Annotated in this window: 15 protein-coding genes; 8 read left to right on the forward strand and 7 right to left on the reverse strand. The window is 58.9% G+C overall.

The genetic code is table 11. From position 1 onward, the window contains the following. Positions 1 to 180: 180 nt before the first annotated feature. A complete protein-coding gene (locus FAZ95_RS07615) occupies positions 181 to 1,257 on the forward strand; it encodes a polyamine ABC transporter substrate-binding protein (protein ID WP_137331892.1) in 1,077 nt (358 codons plus the stop codon). Positions 1,258 to 1,672: 415 nt separating this feature from the next. Next, on the forward strand, positions 1,673 to 3,469 hold the full coding sequence (locus FAZ95_RS07620) for a methyl-accepting chemotaxis protein (RefSeq protein WP_137331893.1): 1,797 nt from the start codon (positions 1,673 to 1,675) through the stop codon (positions 3,467 to 3,469). A 148-nt stretch (positions 3,470 to 3,617) separates the two neighbouring features. Here the strand turns inward: FAZ95_RS07620 and FAZ95_RS07625 are convergent, their stop codons facing one another. Then, positions 3,618 to 4,877, reverse strand: coding sequence for an aromatic ring-hydroxylating oxygenase subunit alpha (locus FAZ95_RS07625; protein WP_137331894.1), 1,260 nt, complete (start codon positions 4,875 to 4,877; stop codon positions 3,618 to 3,620). A gap of 349 nt (positions 4,878 to 5,226) precedes the next feature. On the opposite strand from FAZ95_RS07625, the gene FAZ95_RS07630 reads away from it, so the two are divergent. The 3 genes from FAZ95_RS07630 to FAZ95_RS07640 all read left to right on the forward strand — a co-directional run bounded on the left by FAZ95_RS07630 (position 5,227) and on the right by FAZ95_RS07640 (position 8,568). After that, positions 5,227 to 6,153 carry a LysR substrate-binding domain-containing protein gene (locus FAZ95_RS07630; RefSeq protein WP_175425542.1) on the forward strand — a complete coding sequence of 309 codons (927 nt, stop codon included), beginning with the start codon at positions 5,227 to 5,229 and terminating at the stop codon, positions 6,151 to 6,153. Between the two features lie 178 nt (positions 6,154 to 6,331). Further along, positions 6,332 to 7,567, forward strand: a complete 1,236-nt coding sequence (locus FAZ95_RS07635) for a M24 family metallopeptidase (RefSeq protein WP_137331895.1) — start codon at positions 6,332 to 6,334, stop codon at positions 7,565 to 7,567. Positions 7,568 to 7,584: 17 nt separating this feature from the next. After that, a complete protein-coding gene (locus FAZ95_RS07640; protein ID WP_137331896.1) occupies positions 7,585 to 8,568 on the forward strand; it encodes an Ldh family oxidoreductase in 984 nt (327 codons plus the stop codon). Between the two features lie 102 nt (positions 8,569 to 8,670). Here the strand turns inward: FAZ95_RS07640 and FAZ95_RS07645 are convergent, their stop codons facing one another. The 3 genes from FAZ95_RS07645 to FAZ95_RS07655 form a co-directional block, all read right to left on the reverse strand. Beyond that, positions 8,671 to 9,729, reverse strand: coding sequence for a proline racemase family protein (locus FAZ95_RS07645; protein WP_137331897.1), 1,059 nt, complete (start codon positions 9,727 to 9,729; stop codon positions 8,671 to 8,673). 346 nt (positions 9,730 to 10,075) lie between these two features. Beyond that, the gene (gene fdhA, locus FAZ95_RS07650; RefSeq protein WP_137331898.1) at positions 10,076 to 11,278 is read right to left on the reverse strand and encodes a formaldehyde dehydrogenase, glutathione-independent; all 1,203 of its coding nucleotides are present in this window, start codon (positions 11,276 to 11,278) and stop codon (positions 10,076 to 10,078) included. 107 nt (positions 11,279 to 11,385) lie between these two features. Further along, positions 11,386 to 12,516 carry an FAD-binding oxidoreductase gene (locus FAZ95_RS07655; RefSeq protein WP_137331899.1) on the reverse strand — a complete coding sequence of 377 codons (1,131 nt, stop codon included), beginning with the start codon at positions 12,514 to 12,516 and terminating at the stop codon, positions 11,386 to 11,388. A gap of 347 nt (positions 12,517 to 12,863) precedes the next feature. On the opposite strand from FAZ95_RS07655, the gene FAZ95_RS07660 reads away from it, so the two are divergent. Then, the gene (locus tag FAZ95_RS07660) at positions 12,864 to 13,865 is read left to right on the forward strand and encodes a LysR family transcriptional regulator (protein ID WP_137331900.1); all 1,002 of its coding nucleotides are present in this window, start codon (positions 12,864 to 12,866) and stop codon (positions 13,863 to 13,865) included. 255 nt (positions 13,866 to 14,120) lie between these two features. Here FAZ95_RS07660 and FAZ95_RS07665 read toward each other — a convergent pair whose 3' ends face one another. Next, positions 14,121 to 15,026: a LysR family transcriptional regulator gene (locus FAZ95_RS07665; protein ID WP_137331901.1), complete on the reverse strand. Its 906-nt coding sequence runs from the start codon at positions 15,024 to 15,026 to the stop codon at positions 14,121 to 14,123. A 183-nt stretch (positions 15,027 to 15,209) separates the two neighbouring features. Between FAZ95_RS07665 and FAZ95_RS07670 the strand changes: the two genes are divergently transcribed. Next, positions 15,210 to 16,520, forward strand: a complete 1,311-nt coding sequence (locus FAZ95_RS07670; RefSeq protein WP_137331902.1) for a DUF3422 family protein — start codon at positions 15,210 to 15,212, stop codon at positions 16,518 to 16,520. Between the two features lie 19 nt (positions 16,521 to 16,539). Continuing rightward, positions 16,540 to 16,737, forward strand: a complete 198-nt coding sequence (locus tag FAZ95_RS07675; protein ID WP_137331903.1) for a hypothetical protein — start codon at positions 16,540 to 16,542, stop codon at positions 16,735 to 16,737. 417 nt (positions 16,738 to 17,154) lie between these two features. Here the strand turns inward: FAZ95_RS07675 and FAZ95_RS07680 are convergent, their stop codons facing one another. Continuing rightward, positions 17,155 to 17,340, reverse strand: a complete 186-nt coding sequence (locus FAZ95_RS07680; protein ID WP_137331904.1) for a hypothetical protein — start codon at positions 17,338 to 17,340, stop codon at positions 17,155 to 17,157. Positions 17,341 to 17,375: 35 nt separating this feature from the next. Beyond that, positions 17,376 to 17,693, reverse strand: a complete 318-nt coding sequence (locus FAZ95_RS07685) for a hypothetical protein (protein WP_254699838.1) — start codon at positions 17,691 to 17,693, stop codon at positions 17,376 to 17,378. Between the last annotated feature and the right edge of the window lie 291 nt (positions 17,694 to 17,984).

Here is a 17,984-nt window from a genome sequence, read left to right on the forward strand (position 1 = left end):
GCAGGCGGTAGGCGCACAAGTCGGGTTCGGGCACCACCATGACCGCATGCGCTGTGTCAGTGTCGGAGTATGTGGGCGCAAGGCCAGATATTTCGACGATGCTGTTAGCAGTCGAGGTTTTCCCTTAACCAGAATGATGGGCGACATTGCGCCATCAGACGACGAGAAGGAATATAGAGCATGAAACTGCACATGAAACTGGCCGCGCACTTTGCAGCGCTGGCTGCAATTGGCATGGTGAGCGCTTCGGCTATGGCGGGAGACATCGTGTTTGCAACGTGGGGCGGCTCATACCAGGATTCGCAGGTATCCACGGCCGCCAAGCCGTTCTCTGTGAAGGACGGTACGAACGTCAAGACCGACACCTACAACGGCGGCATCGCACAGATCCGCAGCCAGGTCCAGACGAACAATGTCACCTGGGACGTCGTGGACATGCAACTGGCTGACGCCACAAGGGCCTGCGACGAAGGGCTCCTCGAGAAGATCGATCCCGCGTCGTTGCCCCCGGGCAAATCGGGTGCGCCGGCCAAGGCGGACTTCCTGCCGGGCGGGGTGACGGACTGCATGGTCGGCAACGTGGCGTGGTCGACCATGATTACCTACAACAAGGATGCCTTCAAGAACGGCGAACCCACCAAGATCGCAGACTTCTTCGACCTGAAGCGGTTTCCGGGCAAGCGCGGCCTGAAGAAATCACCGGAAGGTGCACTCGAATGGGCGTTGCTCGCGGACGGCGTAAAGTCGGCGGATGTGTACAAGGTGCTGTCGACGCCGGAAGGCGTCAACCGGGCGTTCAAGAAGCTGGACACGATCAAGTCGTCGATCGTGTGGTGGGAAGCCGGCGCGCAACCGCCTCAGCTCCTGGCGGACCGCGAGGTCACCATGACCAGCGCGTATCCTAACCGGATCTGGGTCGCGGTCAAGCAGGACAAGAAGCCGTTTGGCTTCCTGTGGGACGGCGAGGTGAAAAATATTGAAGGCCTCGCGATCGTCAAGGGAACCAAGAACCTGAAAGCCGCGGAGGACTTCGTCAAGTTCTCAACGCAAACCGAGCAGCTCGCGAAGCTCGCCACGGCGACGGCCTTGGGCCCGATGCGGAAATCTTCGATTGCACTAGTTGATCCTGCCGTTACCCCATATCTCCCCACAAACCCGGCGAATCAGAAGGATGCAGTCGACGTAGACGTGAATTTCTGGGCTGACCATTCCGACGATCTTAACCAGAAATTTGCGGTGTGGCTCGGACAAAACTGACAGGCTGGGTGCACTGTGTTGTCTGCCCGTGATTCACTTCACGGGCAGCAGAGAGACCAGGTGGACCCTCTTCCTGCCCGTGCGCTATAAGGACGCATCGTCTTTTGGCTCCGGGATAGGGGGAGGGTGTCGCCTGAGGCGTTGGAACATCTATGGGTATCAGGCTGGTCGTTCTCGAATTCAATTCACAGATCTTTCATCCGTGAGCGATGCTTTGAACTCCGGCGAGGTGAATGCCGGTGAGTGAAGTTACAACGAAATAAGATCGTGAACCAATCACGCTTTAAATCATTCGTTTTGCAAAATAAATAACAACGACGCGTGTCGTCTACGGGTTTGCCGCTTTCACACCTGCAAGGTACAGAATCTGGCAGGCGGTGGGTCTGATGGTCGACTCATTTCGGGAGTTGCGAAGATGTTACGGACCATCAAGACAAAAATGCTGTGCGCGATAGTGAGTATCGTGCTGGCCTCGGTTGCAGTGACCACATTGCTTTCGTATTTTCTGATGAAGAATTTCAACGACGAGGGTACGCAGCGCAATCTCGCGAGCTTGGTCGACGGGCAGACTATCAGCATTGGGGAGTGGGTCGAGACTCGAGAGCGAATGGTTACGTCATTGAAGACCGCGGCACTCGAGCCTGACCCGCTAGGTGCCTTTCGTCAGGTGGCGATTGCTGGCAAGCTGACAAACGTGTATGCCGGCTACGCTGACAAGACGTCGAAACTGCTCAATAGCGAGGGCTTGCCGGCAGGCTACGATCCCACTGCGTCTCCGTGGTACAAGACGGCCGAAGCTACTGGCAAGCCGACAGTGACGGCGCCATACCGGGATCCAGTCACAAAGCAACTTGTCGTGTCGTTTCCCGTGCCCATCTTTCAAAACGGGGACCTTCGGGCGGTGGTCTCAGGCGACATCCGCATGAACACGATCGTCGACACGATCCGAACGATGAAGCCCACGCCATCGAGTTTTGCCTTCATCGTCGATAGTGCCGGCGAGATTGTTGCCCATCCAGAAGCTGGTTTGATACTCAATCGGGCCGAGAACCTTTCCGACTGGCTGACGCCTGAAAATATCAAAGACCTCGTGGGCAAGGCGGAACTGAGGGAAGTGACGATTGGCGGCAAGCGTTTCCTGTTGCGCGGCGCGGCGGTGCCCAATACAAACTGGATGCTGATTGTCGCGCTCGACGTTGCCGAAGGGAATGCCGGGCTTCATGCGCTTGTTCTCTGGAGCACCGTCGTAGCCGCGCTCATCACGATATTGTCGCTAGTTGTCGCGGGAGCAGTGGTCAGCCGTAGCTTCGTGCGGCTTTCCCGGGTGCAGGACGCAATGCAGGCTATCGCCTCGGGCAGTGGGGATCTGACCCAGAGGTTAGCAGAAGACGGTACGGACGAGGTGGGGAAAATTGCAGCATCGTTCAACGTATTCGTCGAAAAAATCCATGCAATCCTTTCTCAGGTACGAGACGTCAGTCGCTCGGTAGACACGGCGGCGTCCGAGATTGCCTCCGGAAATCGGGATCTTTCGTCGCGAACCGAAATGGCCTCGGCAAATCTTCAGGAAACCGCGGCGGCGATGGAAGAGGTCGATGCGACGGGCAGGAATGCTGCGGCCTCGGTAGTACAGGCGACGGATGAGGCGAGCGGGGCCTCCCAGGCGGCCAGAACCGGTCACGACAAGGTCACGATTGCCACTGATACCATGGCCCGGGTCGAGCAATCATCGGAAAGGGTAGGCAATATCACGAGCATTATCGAGGGAATCGCCTTTCAGACCAATATCCTCGCGTTGAATGCTGCGGTTGAAGCGGCGCGCGCGGGTGAGCAGGGGCGAGGTTTTGCAGTGGTTGCGACGGAGGTACGCGGTCTTGCGCAGCGAAGCGCGAGCGCCGCGAAAGAAATCAAGGCTCTGATCGAAGCGACGGTGGAACAGGTCCGGGAGGGAAGCAGACTCGTGAGGCAGGCGGGCGAATCCATCAATCTCAGCGTGGAGCGCATCGACAGGGTGGCTGCGATCATGAGTGACGTGGCTCGGTCGGCGCGCGAGCAGTCACACGGTATCGAGGAGATTACCCGCTCCGTGAGCGACCTAGACGAAATGACCCAAAGGAATGCGGCGCTGGTTGAACAGGCCGCGGCTGCGTCGGCATCGCTGAAGGAACACGCAGCAATCCTGTCTCAGGAGTTGTCAGTCTTTGTGCTCTGAAGAGCACTGCGGTCGGAGATGTTCAATGGAGGGGGCGTTTGGTGTCCCGCATTGGCTCTATGTTATGAGCACGTGGGCAGAAGGCTGTGAGATGTCTGAATGGCGCACGGGCAGTCCCGGGGGACTGCCCGTCATGCTGGCCGGGGGCCTAGATACCTTGTTCTTTCAGGCGAGCCGAGTACCAACGGGTGAACTGATCGAGCGCGGCTTCCGTATATTGCGAGAACGGACCCGGGATATAGCCCGGATCTTGGGTCCCGCTATGCGTGTTCTGAACCAGTTCGGCGTCCTGCTGCGTCGTCGCGACCCAGACCTCCGTCAGGGTCTTGAGATCGTAGTCGACACCCTCGACGGCGTCCTCATGGACAAGCCACTTGGTGCGGACGAGAGTTTTGTCGGGCGCGATCGGAAGGATAAACGCGATCACGGCATGATCGCTCATGACGTGGGTCCATGCATTGTGCCCCCACATATGAACATCTCCGAGGTCACGTCGCGTGATCGTGCCCAGAAGTTTGGTGGAGGCGACTTTTGTGCTCATCGTCTGCGATTCGTTGGCGCCGGCGATCACGAGGCGCTGCGTACGGAAATTCGTGTACACGCTCTCGTCCAGCGACTCGAAAACCGAGCAGATATAGCCGTCCTTCTCCCAGTTATCCTTGTTCGCGGCATTGCGAGCAACATAGGTGTCATAGGCTGCGAGCGCCTCTTCCCCGAGCCCGTCCGGACAGAAGCCGAAATCTTCCGGCAGGAACGAGTTCGTCAGTTCGGGATGCGTGCCTTCGCAGTGATAGCACTCCCGGTTGTTTTCCATCACGAGCTTCCAGTTGCCGTTTTCGACGACCTCGAACTCATAGGCAATCTTGGTCCGCTGCAACTCGTACGGAGCGAAGCGGGGCGCCATGACTTCCTCGAGTTTCGCAATGTCGGCGGGGGGTTCGTCAGCCAGACACACGAAGATATGCGTGCCGACGACCTTTGTGTGGACAGGAATGAGGCTGCGGCAGGAAGGGTCGAAGTCCTTACCCATGTGCGATGCATGCAGAAGGCTGCCATCAAGGTCGTATGTCCATTGGTGGTACGGGCAAACCAGCCTGCCGACGGTTGCCTTCCCGGGCTGCTTCATGATCCGCGAGCCGCGGTGCCGGCACAGATTGCGGTACGCGCGGATGTTCTCGTCGTCGTCGCGCACAATCATGATGGAAGACTTGCCGATGTCCACCGTGGACACATCGCCCGGCTCGGGTACGTCCGCAGTCACGCCGACCAGAATCCACAGTTTGTTGAAGAAGACATCGAAGTCATTTTCGAAGACGTCTTGACGACCGAAAAGCTCGCCCGGCAGTCCGCAGCCGGGCTTCCGGCTATCGATCAGTTCGCGGTGGGTCTTGATGGGGATGACAGACACGGTATGTGCTCCAAATGGCGTTGTTTTCGACAGGCGGGCTTCTCATTCGAAGCCGTATTTACAGTATTGAAGTGCAATTTTGAAGCGTCAACGGCCTTTATTCTCCATGTCCTATTACTTGAAGTTATGCAAGCAATCGCGCACCGGGCGTCCGCGGAGCGGGGCGGCCGGCGATGAACCTGGCGACGGAACGGAAACACGGACAGTCAGGTCGCTGGAGTTGCGGCGACTCTGCCTCAATGCCAGCACGGAACAGCGGCGTACGTAGCGTCCGAGGGCCGGGCAGGCGAGATGCAAAACGGCCGGAACCGGGCGCACGCTTCCGGGACCTACCATTCAGGGTATATAGATGAAAATTACAAGAGGCACGAAGGGCTATCGGCGGATCATTCCCTCTATGACGGCACTTGTCGAGTTCGAAGCGGTGGCGCGGCTTGGCAGTTTCACGAACGCTGCAGGCGAGCTGGGCGTCAGCCAGGCGGCGGTGAGCCGACAGGTCAGGTTCCTCGAGGATACGCTCGGGATCAAGCTTTTCCACCGACTACATCGTTCAGTGGCGTTGACGAACGAAGGCGAGTCGCTGTATCTCGTGATCGCCGAGTCTATGCAGAAGATTGCGGGAATCTTTGACCGCCTATCAACGGGTATGGAGCAGCACGAACTCGTGTTGGCCTCCACTGCCGCGTTTTCGCAACTGCGGCTGCTTCCACGTCTCGCGAACTTGAAAAGGCTGCAACCCGGGTTGCAGTTGCGGTTGACGACGCAGATGTTCACGGCCGACCTGCGCCACAACGAGGTGGATGTCGCGATCAGGTTTGGTGACGGATCCTGGAGGGATGGCAGTTCAACCCTCCTGTTCGACGAAGAAGTTTTTCCCGTCTGTTCACCGCGCTGGCTGCGAGAGAACGCCGCACCCGAATCCCTGGAGGAGCTTGCGCGCTTCCCGCTGATTGAGTCCGATTCGACGTCTGAAGGCTGGATGGGCTGGGAGGAGTGGTTCAACTTGGTCGGCTATCGCCGGGCAAAAGTCAACTATGCGCTGCGATGCAGCATCTATACTGATGCCGTTCAGGCCGCGCGGTATGGTCAGGGCGTTGCAATGGGCTGGTCGCGGCTCGTGCACGATCTGCTCGCGTCCGGTGAGTTAGTGCGACTGGGGACGGCATCATGCAAGCCGTCCGACTCCTATTTCATAATTGTTCCTCATGGCAGGTCCATCTCGTTCTCGATAGCCGGACTCATCGACTGGTTACGCGACGATCCATCGCCGATCTAGAAGCAACTGGGCCACTGGGAGCAGAAGAAAGTGTCGGATAACTTAAGATTATGCGAGTGGAAAAATAATGAAGTTGACGACCGCATTGGACCTTCCAATACTGGCCGCTTCCGGGTTTCTCTGCGACCGATCCGCTGATCGCAGAACGCCCATGAGGACACCATGTTTGGGAGAAAGAATGTCGACCGTTAGAACTGTGCATGCGATGACCGAACCGATCGAGACAAGTTGCAATGGTGGAGATCAGGTTCTCGAGAATGTGCGAACGTACCGGCTAGGTCGCCTGCGCGGGGAACTGCTCAAGAATGACTGTCCTGCGATGATCCTTTATGACCCGGTGAATATCCGGTACGCGACGGACTCGTCTAATATGCAGGTCTGGACTGGCCGCAATCCGACTCGATACGTCATTGTGTTTGCCTCGGGGCCGGTCGTCGCGTTCGAATTCCACAACTGCGAGCATGTATGGCGTGGCATCGACTGCGTGTCAGAGATTCGCGGTGCGACCTGCTGGAACTATTTCAATGCCGGGCCAGAATCGGCGCAACGCGCGCAGCAATGGGCTGCGGAGATCGTGGAGCTCCTGCGTGACCAGTCCGCCGACATGTGCGTTGCAGCGGACCGCCTGGACCCGGAAGGGGTGTATGCCTTGCAGAAGCTTGGCGTGCGCGTAATTGACGGGCAGTCAATCGTCGAGCAGGCCAGGTGCGTGAAGTCGGGAGATGAGATTTCCGTCATGCGCAGAGCAATCTCTGTTTGCGAGCGTGGTATCGAGCGGATGCACGAAGCGCTCGTTCCTGGGATTAGCGAGCAGGAACTGTGGGCACATCTGCACTTTGAGAACGTCCGATACGGCGGTGAGTGGATCGAGACGCGGCTGCTGGCATCAGGTGAGCGGACGAATCCGTGGATGCAGGAGTGCAGCTCAAAGTTGTTGCGTGCAGGCGAGTTGTTGGCGTTCGACACGGACCTTGTCGGTCCGTACGGTTACTGCGCGGACATTTCCCGTACGTGGACAGTCGGTCATGTCCCCCCGACTGACGATCAGAGGCGGCTGTATGCGGCTGCTCACGAGCAACTCCATTTCAACATGGATTTGTTGCGCGTTGGCATGACCTTTCGCGAGTTTTCGCAGCGCAGCTGGAAGATACCGACGCAGTACGCGCGCAATCGTTACAGTTGTGTGGCGCACGGCATTGGCCTGGTCGACGAGTACCCGTCGATCGCTCACTATTCGGACTGGGAGAGTGGGGGATATGACGGGCACTTCCAGAGCGGAATGGCCCTGTGCATTGAAAGCTATATTGGTGCCGAGAATGGTGGTGAAGGGGTAAAACTGGAGCAGCAGGTGTTGCTGACCGAAGCTGGTTGTGAACCGCTGTCCAGTTTTCCTTTCGAAAGCACGTGGCTTTGACGAGACAGGGAGGTGCCGTGACCAGCATCCATGAAGCGTTTGCACTTTGCAAAAATGCAGCCCTGGCGAGTGGTGCATCGGACGACGTTGCGACTTCGCTCGCGACCGCGACGATTGCGGCAGAGTGTCGGGGTCAAACCTCCGTTGGCATCAGCCATTTTCTCGACTACCTCGACGCAATGAAGGATGGCCGGCTTGATGGACGTGCGATTCCATTAATCGAACGGCCAAAGGCAGCGATGTTCCGCTCGGACGCTCGAGGGGGCATCGCTCATCTTGGGTTCGACCACGTCTTCGACGAGTTTGTGGAGGCGGTTCGCAGTTGCGGAGTCGCCGTTTTCTCGCAGAAGAACGCCTATACATGCGGTGCCCTCGGCTACTATGTTGAACGACTGGCGGAAGCGGGCCTCGTCGCTCTGGCTGCGGCAAACGCGACGGCATTGATGGCTGCAGTTGGGGCGAAGCGTGCCATTTATGGCACGAATCCGCTGGCGTTCGCCGCGCCACAGGAAGGCGGCCCGGTGTTGCTGATCGACCAGGCCTCGAGCGCGACCGCGTACGTCAATATCAGGCAGGCCGCAGAGGAGGGCAAGACGTTGCCGGACGGCTGGGCTATCGACAGCGAAGGGATGCCGACGCGCGATCCTGTTGCCGCACTCGCCGGCGCCCTTCTGCCTTTTGGTGGGATCCGGGGCGGCAATATTGCACTGATGGTCGAAGTGCTGGCTGCGATGTCCGGGGGCAACTGGTCACTGGAAGCGCCATCGTTTTTGCACGGAAGTCAAAGCCCGGGCGTGGGCCTTAGTGTCATCGCACTTGATCCCGCGTTGCTAGATCCGGAATTCGCAGCGCGGCTAGCCAGGCAACTTGAGACGCTGCACGTAGTCCACGGGGTTTTTATTCCCGGATCGGAAAAGGCGGAGGCGCTGAAGGCGTCGGGTGCGGATGGTCTCTCGATCGACCCGATGATCCTGCAGAAGCTGCAGGTCATCGCGGCCTGACAACGCGGCGTCCGCGCGCGCCAATCGAAGGGTGGCCGCGCTTTCTATCGAGGACGGGCCGCCCTTTCTACAGAGCGGCCCATTCGACACTGGTACTCCCCGTTACTTTACTGCCCAGATATCCCCAATGGTGTAGCCGTTCACGAACGGGTCGGTGGGGTCGAGAACGTACGTGCTGTAGCCAGTGATCCAGGACTGGCCGCCGATTGTGGGCACAACCGCCGTGTAGTCGCCGATCCGGGTTTCTCCGACAAGCCGGCCGTTCCATGGAATCCCAAGCGGGCTTTCGTTGCGGAAGAGTTCGCCGACTTTAAGTTGGCCTTTCGCGTGAAGCGTTGCCATCTTCGCGCACATGCCGGTCCCGCAGGGGCACCGGTCCAACGTACCGGTCCATGTTGCGGGATTGTCGAAATCGACAGGACCACTCGCCACTGTCACGGCATTCTTCCAGTTGTACGGAGAATTGTCGATCTGTCCAGATAACTGCGAGATAGTGATGCCAATCCCGGGGTAATCGGGATGCGCTACCGGGAGCTGTTCCTGTGCCGCCTTCAGGATCAGCGACGAAACGCGGGTGATCTCGCGTCCCATCTCCGGAACCAGTCTGAGGGATTCGAACTGCCGAACGTCCGCGATAACGTAGAACATGCCGCCCCAACCCACGTCCACCGTGACCTTGCCGAGATGCGGCACGTCTATCACGGCGTCGAGATGCGCCGCGAAAGCCGGCACGTTCCGGAAGGTCACCTGGGTTACCTTGCCGTTGCTGCATTCGGCGCGAATGCCGATGAGCCCTGCAGGGGACTCCAACTGAAACTCGGTCACCGGCTCCTGCATCGGGATCATTCCGGTTTCCAGCAAAACAGTGGCGACGGAGATCGTATTTCCTCCGCTCATGAGCGGGTATTCCACCTGCTCCATGATGATGTAGCCGGCAGCCGCATCAGGATGCTTCGGCGGAACGATCAGGTTGCAGCACAGAGGGGGATAGCCGCGGGGCTCCCGGAGCATGAACAGACGAAGCTGATCATCGTTCTGTTCAAGCCATCTCATTTGCTCATAGACCGAATTTCCCGGGATATGAGGCACACCGCCTGTAATCACCCGCATGGGTTCGCCTGAATGCGTGTCCACTGCGTTAATGGTTCTCTTGAAAGCCATGCCAATTCCAGAAGTGAGTTGTTGACCGCGACACTGAGCTACTGGCACCACGACATCGAATGCCTACCCTGAAGTTTCAGGGAGTAATTGACCGTTAGAAAGTAGCATCAATGCGCTTTAACCTTTACTTGCAGGTGCGTGAAACTGTATGTGGCCAAGCGCAAGTGTATCGGCCTACACGAATGACATAGGGGACAACAGGCGGGCTACCTGAAAAAAACGCCGGCGCAAGGCCGGCGCAAATTCCACATTCCCCTTGGAGATCGGTTTGACCGAGCCACCCCAACGCTGCTCAGTCCAAACATTGGCTCGCCGGAACGAGATTGCGTCCAGAAGACGGCTCGAATCAGGCCGCCGCCTTCAGGCTACCGTGCGGATCAATGACGAATTTCTTGGGAACGCCGGAATCGAATTCAGCGTACCCCTCTGGCGCCTGGTCGAGTGAGATGACCGTCACGTTGACGACGTCTGCTACGTTGATCCGGTCCCAGAGGATCGCCTGCATCAGGTTTCGGTTGTACTTCATCACGGGCGTCTGTCCCGTGAAGAAGGAATGTGACTTCGCCCAACCGAGGCCGAGGCGAACCGAAAGGCTGCCTTTCTGGGCTGCCGGATCTGCCGCGCCCGGATCATCCGTGACATACAGGCCTGGAATACCGATCTTGCCTGCGACTCGGGTCACCTCCATCAAGGAGTTGAGCACTGTTGCCGGGGCCTCGATCTGTGAGCCGGAATGGCCGTGCCCACGGGCCTCGAAGCCGACGCAATCAATGGCACAGTCCACCTCGGGCTCACCGAGCAGACTCGCGATCTGTTCGGCAAGGGACGCGTCCTCTGAAAGGTCGACCGTTTCAAACCCGACGCGGCGGGCGTGCTCCAGCCGCTTCGGGTTCACATCGCCGATGATGGTGACCGCCGCGCCCAGGAGCCGTGCCGCTGCAGCAGCGGCGAGGCCAACTGGTCCCGCCCCCGCGACATACACGGTGGTTCCCGGCGCCACGCCGGCCGTCACAGCACCGTGGTACCCGGTGGGAAGAATGTCAGAGAGGCAGGTGAGGTCGCGGATCTTGGACATCGCCGCGTCGCGATCAGGGAATTTGAGCAGGTTAAAGTCCGCATAGGGAACCATGACGTATTCCGCCTGACCGCCGATCCATCCACCCATATCTACATAGCCATACGCCCCACCGGGGCGCGCCGGATTCACATTCAGGCAGACACCGGTATTCTGGGACTTACACATCGGGCAACGACCACAGGCGACGTTGAACGGGACCGAGACCAGATCGCCCTTCTTGAGGGTCAGCACGTCGGAGCCGACCTCGATCACCTCACCCGTTATCTCGTGGCCGAGGACCAGTCCTGCCTGAGCTGTCGTCCGGCCGCGAACCATGTGCTGGTCGGATCCGCAAATGTTGGTGGTCACGACGCGCAGAATGACGCCATGGTTAGCCTTCCGGCCTGCGGGATCAGACAGTTGCGGAAGCGCGATGCTCTGCACCTCCACTTTGCCGGGACCTATGTAAACGACTCCGCGATTTCCTGACATCATGTCTCCTGATTGCGTCTCGTTGACGTGAGGCAAAATTCAGAGGTGGTAGCCCAGGCCTGACGGCCGGGTCGGGTCTCGGTCCTGCCTCCTTTCTCCCTGCGGTATCAAAGATCCAGCAGCAGATCGGATGTTGGTCGACTACAGCACAGCAGACGGAATCCCTTCTGGACTTCCCTGTCGCGAATACCGCCCTGGTGATTCATGTCGACCGTGCCCTCAAGTACCCTGGTCTTGCATGTACCGCAGATTCCTTGACTGCAGGAGGAGGGAATTGGGACACCGGCCTTCTTTGCGGCAGCAAGAACCGTTTCTGACGCGCTCATCGTGAATGACCGCGACGAGCGCGAGAGTTTGACGGTATAGGTCGCCTGGGCGGCATCGCTAGCAGGCTCGACTGCCTGCGAGGCAACTTCTTCCGCGAAGTTGAAGCTTTCCTGGTGATAGCGGTCTGGGTTGTGACCGCCCTCGTGCAGCAGTTGCCGGACTGCGCTCATATAGCCGCCGGGGCCGCATGTGAAAATCTCACGCTCCGCAAAATCTGGGACGCATTCCTGTAGAAACTTAAGGCTTAGGCGACCGGTCGGGCCGGTCCAGTCTGGTTCGTCGCCTAGGCCTTCGCAGACGGACAAAACGCGCAGGCGAGGGGACAGCGTCGCGAGGTGTGCGAGTTCGTTGCGAAAAATGATGTCCGACGGAGTTCGCGCGCTGTGCACGAAGACAATGTCGCGGTCCAGTCCGAGGTCGATGCTGGCGCGCGTCATCGACATCAGCGGAGTAACGCCTGATCCAGCCGACAGAAACAGAAACTTCGGAGCAACCGCGTCGATCGGCGTGAACCGACCGGACGGCCCATAAGCTCGCAAACGGGTCCCCGGCTTCATGTTGTCGTGAAGCCAGTTCGACATCACGCCATCCGGTGCTCGCTTCACCGTGATCGATAGGAGGTAAGGGCGGGTTGGAGGGGACGAGATCGTGTAACAGCGCTCAACCGCCCGCTCGCCCACCCGCGCCGAGACGGTCATGAATTGACCCGGTTCGAAGCGCACCGGCAAACCATCCTCAGTGCAAAACTGGAAAGTCTTGACGTCGTGAGTCTCGTCGATGACACGACAGCACGTTAGCGTCAGCTGCTCATTGCTCGGCCAGAGCCGACCGCCATGTTCCCATGTGCTTGCGCTCACGAGTCTATCAGTCGTCCTGATAGGACGGTCAAGAAGTCTGTCTGGTGAATTCATGTCTCGATTTGGAGCGCCGCCTTGGAACCAATACTCAGACGACCGGTGCGAAAAGGCCGCCTTTGCCGCGAGGGGAGCGAACGACAGGCCGAAGCTTCGTTGGCGTTGCTGGCCAGGGTGTGATTCGCTTTACGCTGAGTATCGGATCGCAAGAAATTAGCGTCAACCCGCTTTATTTTCGCTTTGGCATTACTTCAAGTTATCCGAGCAGGCCGCACCTTTTGCCGCTGGCGAAAACCGGGTCGGGATCCTGGCGTTCACCAGTTTTCGGGGCCAACATGCCACAGCCGTCGTCTTTCGCTCGCGTGCCGCTCGTGCTACATTCAGCGGCCACGTATTCGTCAACCATGAAAGAAAGCACACCTGAACTGTATCCCGACTGGGACCTGCTTGCCAGCTGGGTGGCTGTCGTAGAGGCCGGCTCGATCTCCGACGCCGCGAACCGCTTGGCCATATCTCAAGCGGGCGTTTCGCATCGGATCAAGGTGCTGGAGACGATTCTCGATACCACGCTCCTTGATCGCACGACGCGCCCAGCGCGACCGACTGCAGCTGGGCAGCGACTGTTCGAGCATGCAACGGTATTGCTCCAGGGCGCAGACCAGATGATAGAGAGCGTGCGGAATGTGACGAGAGCCAAGAGGGTGGTCGTGCGGCTGGGCTGCGTGGATTCGTTCGCCGCGACCATTGGCCCAGTCATCTACCGGGCGCTCTCCGGCACGTCTCACCAGATCCGTCTTTGGTCGGGTATTACTCCCACGCTTGATACGCAACTCGAGGCTCGCCAACTCGATATGGCGGTCACGACCACGAGCTTTTCTCAAACCCCAGGAATTCGCAGGCAGAAGCTGTTTGCCGAGCCGTACGTTGTCGTGCTACCCAAAAACTTCGAAGTCGACCGGTTTACGACGCTTGCCGCGCTCAGCCGAAACCTGCAATTCATCCGCTACAGTGCGCGTTCGGTCATCGGGCAGCACATTGATGCCTATCTGGCGTCCAATGGGGAGCACATCGAGCGGTCATGTGAATTCGACGCGACGGATCCGGTACTCAGTCTCGTTGCCGCAGGGTTGGGATTCGCGGTGACGACGCCGCTGTGCGTTTGGCAATCCCGGCACTACGTGCCGGACATTCGAGTCATCCAGTTGTCGTCGTTCTCTCGAAATGGTAGACCGTATGACAATCCAAGCCGCTCGTTCTACCTGGGCTTCCGCGAAAACGAGCTTGGACATTTGCCCGCCGATATGTTCGAGCTGCTTCGCCGGACCTTCGAGCGGCAGGTTTCGCGTGACATCGCGCAGGCATTGTCATTAAGACACGAAGATGTATGTCTTTCAGCGAGCGAATAGTCTCGGGGTGAGTGGGCCGTCTCTCTGGTCATGCTCTGATTCGGTCACGATTCGGTACCGGGTTGTCAGCGATCGTTGCTACCGTTCTTTACCACGTCCGCCAGGGTGGTTTGACGCCTGCTGCTCCTGAAAGCCGACGCCGAAGGGGCGCCCCCAGTCTCGCTGTGGCTTGTACGCGGTCCGACAACTCGATTAAACCGGTCTCGCGTGGGTCCTGCACGCTCTCAATCTTTTAGGGAATAACAGGCAGTCGGCTTACAGCCTATGTCCACTGCGAGCGGCTAGGGGAGGCTCGCGGGACTGGTTTGGCTGCCCGCGGAGGTCCGCGATGATCTGTTCCGCGAGAAAGTCGCAAGGCGGGCGGCTGGATTTCGCGCTTCTCGCCAGCACAAGCTCGAGCGACGGCAACTCAGGTAGCCCATGCAAGCGTCCGAGCACGGCGAGCTGTGCCGGTATAGCGCAACGCGCGAGCGGGGCGACCGCCAGACCGGCTTCGACCATGCTGAGGAGTCCGAGCAGACTAGGACTCTCGTACGATGTTCGGTAGGGCACCTTGGCCTTCTGCAGGCTGCGGATCGCATTTTCGCGGGCCACGCTGCCGGGCAGGAACACAGCGATCGGCAGCGGTCGTTCCTCCCATACTCGCGGACCATTCACGTCGGCGGCCCAGGCCATCGGCTCAAGCCGCACGAACTCTCCCGACAGGCCTTTGACTTTCGTTCCACAGACAAGATCGACCGCGCCTTCCTTGATCAGCGGCGCGAGGGCGCTGCTCGGCAGGCCGATAACCTGGATCTCCACCTTCGGATACGTCGCTGAAAACTTCTTCAGCACCGACGGCAGCAGCGACGAAGCATAGTCGTCCGGCACGCCGATTACGACCTTGCCGGTCACGTCCGGCCTGACTACGGCAGCCCATGCCTCGTCGCGCAACGCCAGCATCCGTCTGGCGAAGCCGAGCAGCACCTCTCCCTCACGAGTCGGCAAGACACTGCGCGCGCGGCGCACGAACAGCTGCCGCCCCAGCGCTTCCTCGAGACTCTTGATCTGCATGCTCACCGCCGACTGCGAACGGTTCACTGTCTCGGCCGCGCGCGACATGTTGCCAGTCTCCACAATGGCGACGATCGTGGCCATCACGTCGTGATCGAGCATCTTCATATCTATCAAGAAAACTGAGAGCAACGATCAATATTATGCGATTTTGTTGTCAATGCATATCTGTCATAGTTCGACGTATTGAATTTAGATGCGGTCGCTGCCAGCTCTCATGTCCTTGTCGACTGTGTTGCACGATGACCGGCGAACCAGCCGGCGCGAACCCGAATGAACGGTGTATTGACCATGGATCATCCGCTACGCGCGACGCTCGCCGGAGAATTGCATGCGCGTCCGTTTCTGCGGCTCTCGGGCTCGGCGTCGATGACGCACTACGCGGTCTACAACGACGGCAACCCGGCCATTCATGAGACGCTGGTTCACGTGCTATGCCGCGAGACCGGCATCGAGCCGCCCGCTGAAGGGGCCACGCACTGCTCGGTGCAGTCGCCATGCGGTTGGCATCTGAAGTGGGAGCGTCACACCGAATTCTCGACGTTTACATTTGTTGCACCGCGAAACGATCAAGGCTGGTTCGACGACCTCGCCATTCGCGGCATTCCCGCAGGTTGGTTCCGCCAGCTCGATGGCATGCTGCTGGTCGCGGCGCGGCTTGAACTTGTGAGCGGGGACTCGGCGCGCGCGACCTGCGGCGCGCCGCGCGACTGGATAGGCGGCCCGATTCTCGCCGGCAGCAAGGTGCTGGGCGGCGGAAAGGTATTCTGCGACTGGAGCGTACCGCCAGATGGTCTGATGCGTTTTCTCGTGATCGACGAGGACTTTCGTGAAGAGCAGGGCGGCCGTCTACTGCAGCGCCTGTATGAAATCGAAACCTACCGGATGATGGCGCTGCTTGCGCTGCCGGTCGCGCGTAGGATGGCCCGCGATCTGGACGACATCCATGCGGCGCTGCAAACGCTGATGCGTCGCATGGATGCGGCGGATGCAAATCACAACGACGCGGAACTGCTCGTCAGTCTCACGCATCTCGCGGTACGCGTCGAGGCGTTGTCGGGTTCCGTCGGACGCTTTAGCGCATCGCGCGCCTACGAAAAACTGGTGCTCGCACGCATTCAGGAATTGCGCGAGGAACGTATCGAGGGCATGCCTACGATGGCTGAGTTCATGGAACGACGCTTCGCACCTGCTATGGAGACGTGCAGGACCGTATGGGCACGCCACGATCAGATTGCGGATCGCATCGCGCGTGCGGTCGATCTGCTGCGCACTCGCGTCAACCTCGCCCAGGAGAAGGACGTCACGCGTCTGCTCGCCGGCATGGAGCGTACCGCGCGCAACCAACTGCATCTGCAGCACGCGGTCGAAGGGTTGTCGGTGGCGGCAATTTCCTACTACGTGCTGTCGCTCACTGCGGCCGCATTCAAGGCGTTGCATGTGCTGTGGCTGCCGGTCGAGCCGGAATTGGCCGAAGGCCTGCTGATCCTGCCTGTGGTGGCCGCTGTGATCGGCATCACCAGGCGAACCAGAAGGCGCTTGCAGCGCGCGGACGAACCGGCCGACGTCACGCTGCGCCGAGCGGTCGAACTGAATTCATGAGCCTGATCAAGGAGCAAAGATGACCTTCTCGATGTCCGACAAATACACGGTTGCCGACGACGTAATGGCCGATGGTCCACGCACCGACCTGCGCGAACGGTTTGCTGCGTCCGTCACGCCCTACTCGACCGCAATGAAAGCGCCAACGTCTCGGCTGATCGGCTCCGTTAGCGATCGGCCCGATGTCGCAACCGTCGCGATCCTCGGCTACAACTGATGCAGCGTGAGCCGCAGTCCCATGAAGAATACCGAGACGGATTCGAGTACATGTCCGCCGATGACATTCAGGTTCGTTGCCGTGCGAAGACGCGCTTCAGTTCGATCGTGGATGGCTTGTTACGACGGCCTACTCCTCGTACGCCGCGCAACCCCTATAGCGCATACGAGCGTTTCGGGTCCAACACGACCTCGGTAACAACGAGGTGCCGAGATCAATCTTGCGTCTTGCGGGCAGGGCGGACCTGATGTGCTTTATGCCCATCGTGCGCATGGAGATACTCAGACAAAGAAATCGATAGTAAATGGACTTCGACATCAAGCCTTCCTCTTCTGACCAACATTGGGCTGCCGGCGTCGGGAGGCACTCTCTCGATTCTCCAGGGACGGAAGCGCGCATCACAATGTCGGTCGTGAATCAAATGGCGTGCTGGCGACAAGCATTATCTTCATTCGCCTTAAGGCTGAGGGATTCGCGTAAGGCATCTGCGAATCGCTGAAGCGCCTGCAGCGACCCAGACACGCTGTGATATTCCTCACGGCCGATTCGCCCGTCCAGCATCACGAGCATGCCGGAATTTCGCGCCATTTCAAGGATGTCCATCTCATCCACTCCTTTCAATTATTGGCGAAGGTGATTTATGCTGCCATCAAGCAGGCACGCATGGTCGGATGCGTGGGGCGAGGTGGAAATACTCGCCATTCACCATCAGGATGTCTAAAGAAAAAGATTACTTTCTGCTGCGTTGTTGAAATCAGCTCCGCCCGGACGCATTGAAGGTTCGGATTGTCGTGTCGAGTCAATTTCACCGGCGTGTTAATGGCTGGCGCAAACCATTTTTTGACCTGGCCTCGGAGCGATTGACTGATCCTCGGTAGGTCTTCGCCGTTGTGCAGCGAAAGGGGATTTGCCTGGGACTCGCTTTGGCGATCGAGCAACGCGTAGGACGGCAACATCTCAATGCCTCCGACTGCACAGACGAACTATCGACACAAAAGCGGTGCGACCTAATTGTCTGTGCAATGTGACCAAAAATATCCGGTTCTTTGACCTAAGATTAGTGTGACAGTGACCTAAAATCAAGGTTGAAAAGAGAGTGAAAACACCTACCTGTATGACATTACGCGATGGGTCGCGTCGCAGACCAGAAATGGCACAGGAGCCTAGCCGGCATGGCTTCGCGTGACTGAATAGGTAGCCGGAATTCCATGTTCGCGTTTGATATGGCGCTAAAAACGTGTCGGTGC

Source organism: Trinickia violacea, assembly GCF_005280735.1.
Lineage (GTDB): Bacteria > Pseudomonadota > Gammaproteobacteria > Burkholderiales > Burkholderiaceae > Trinickia_A > Trinickia_A violacea.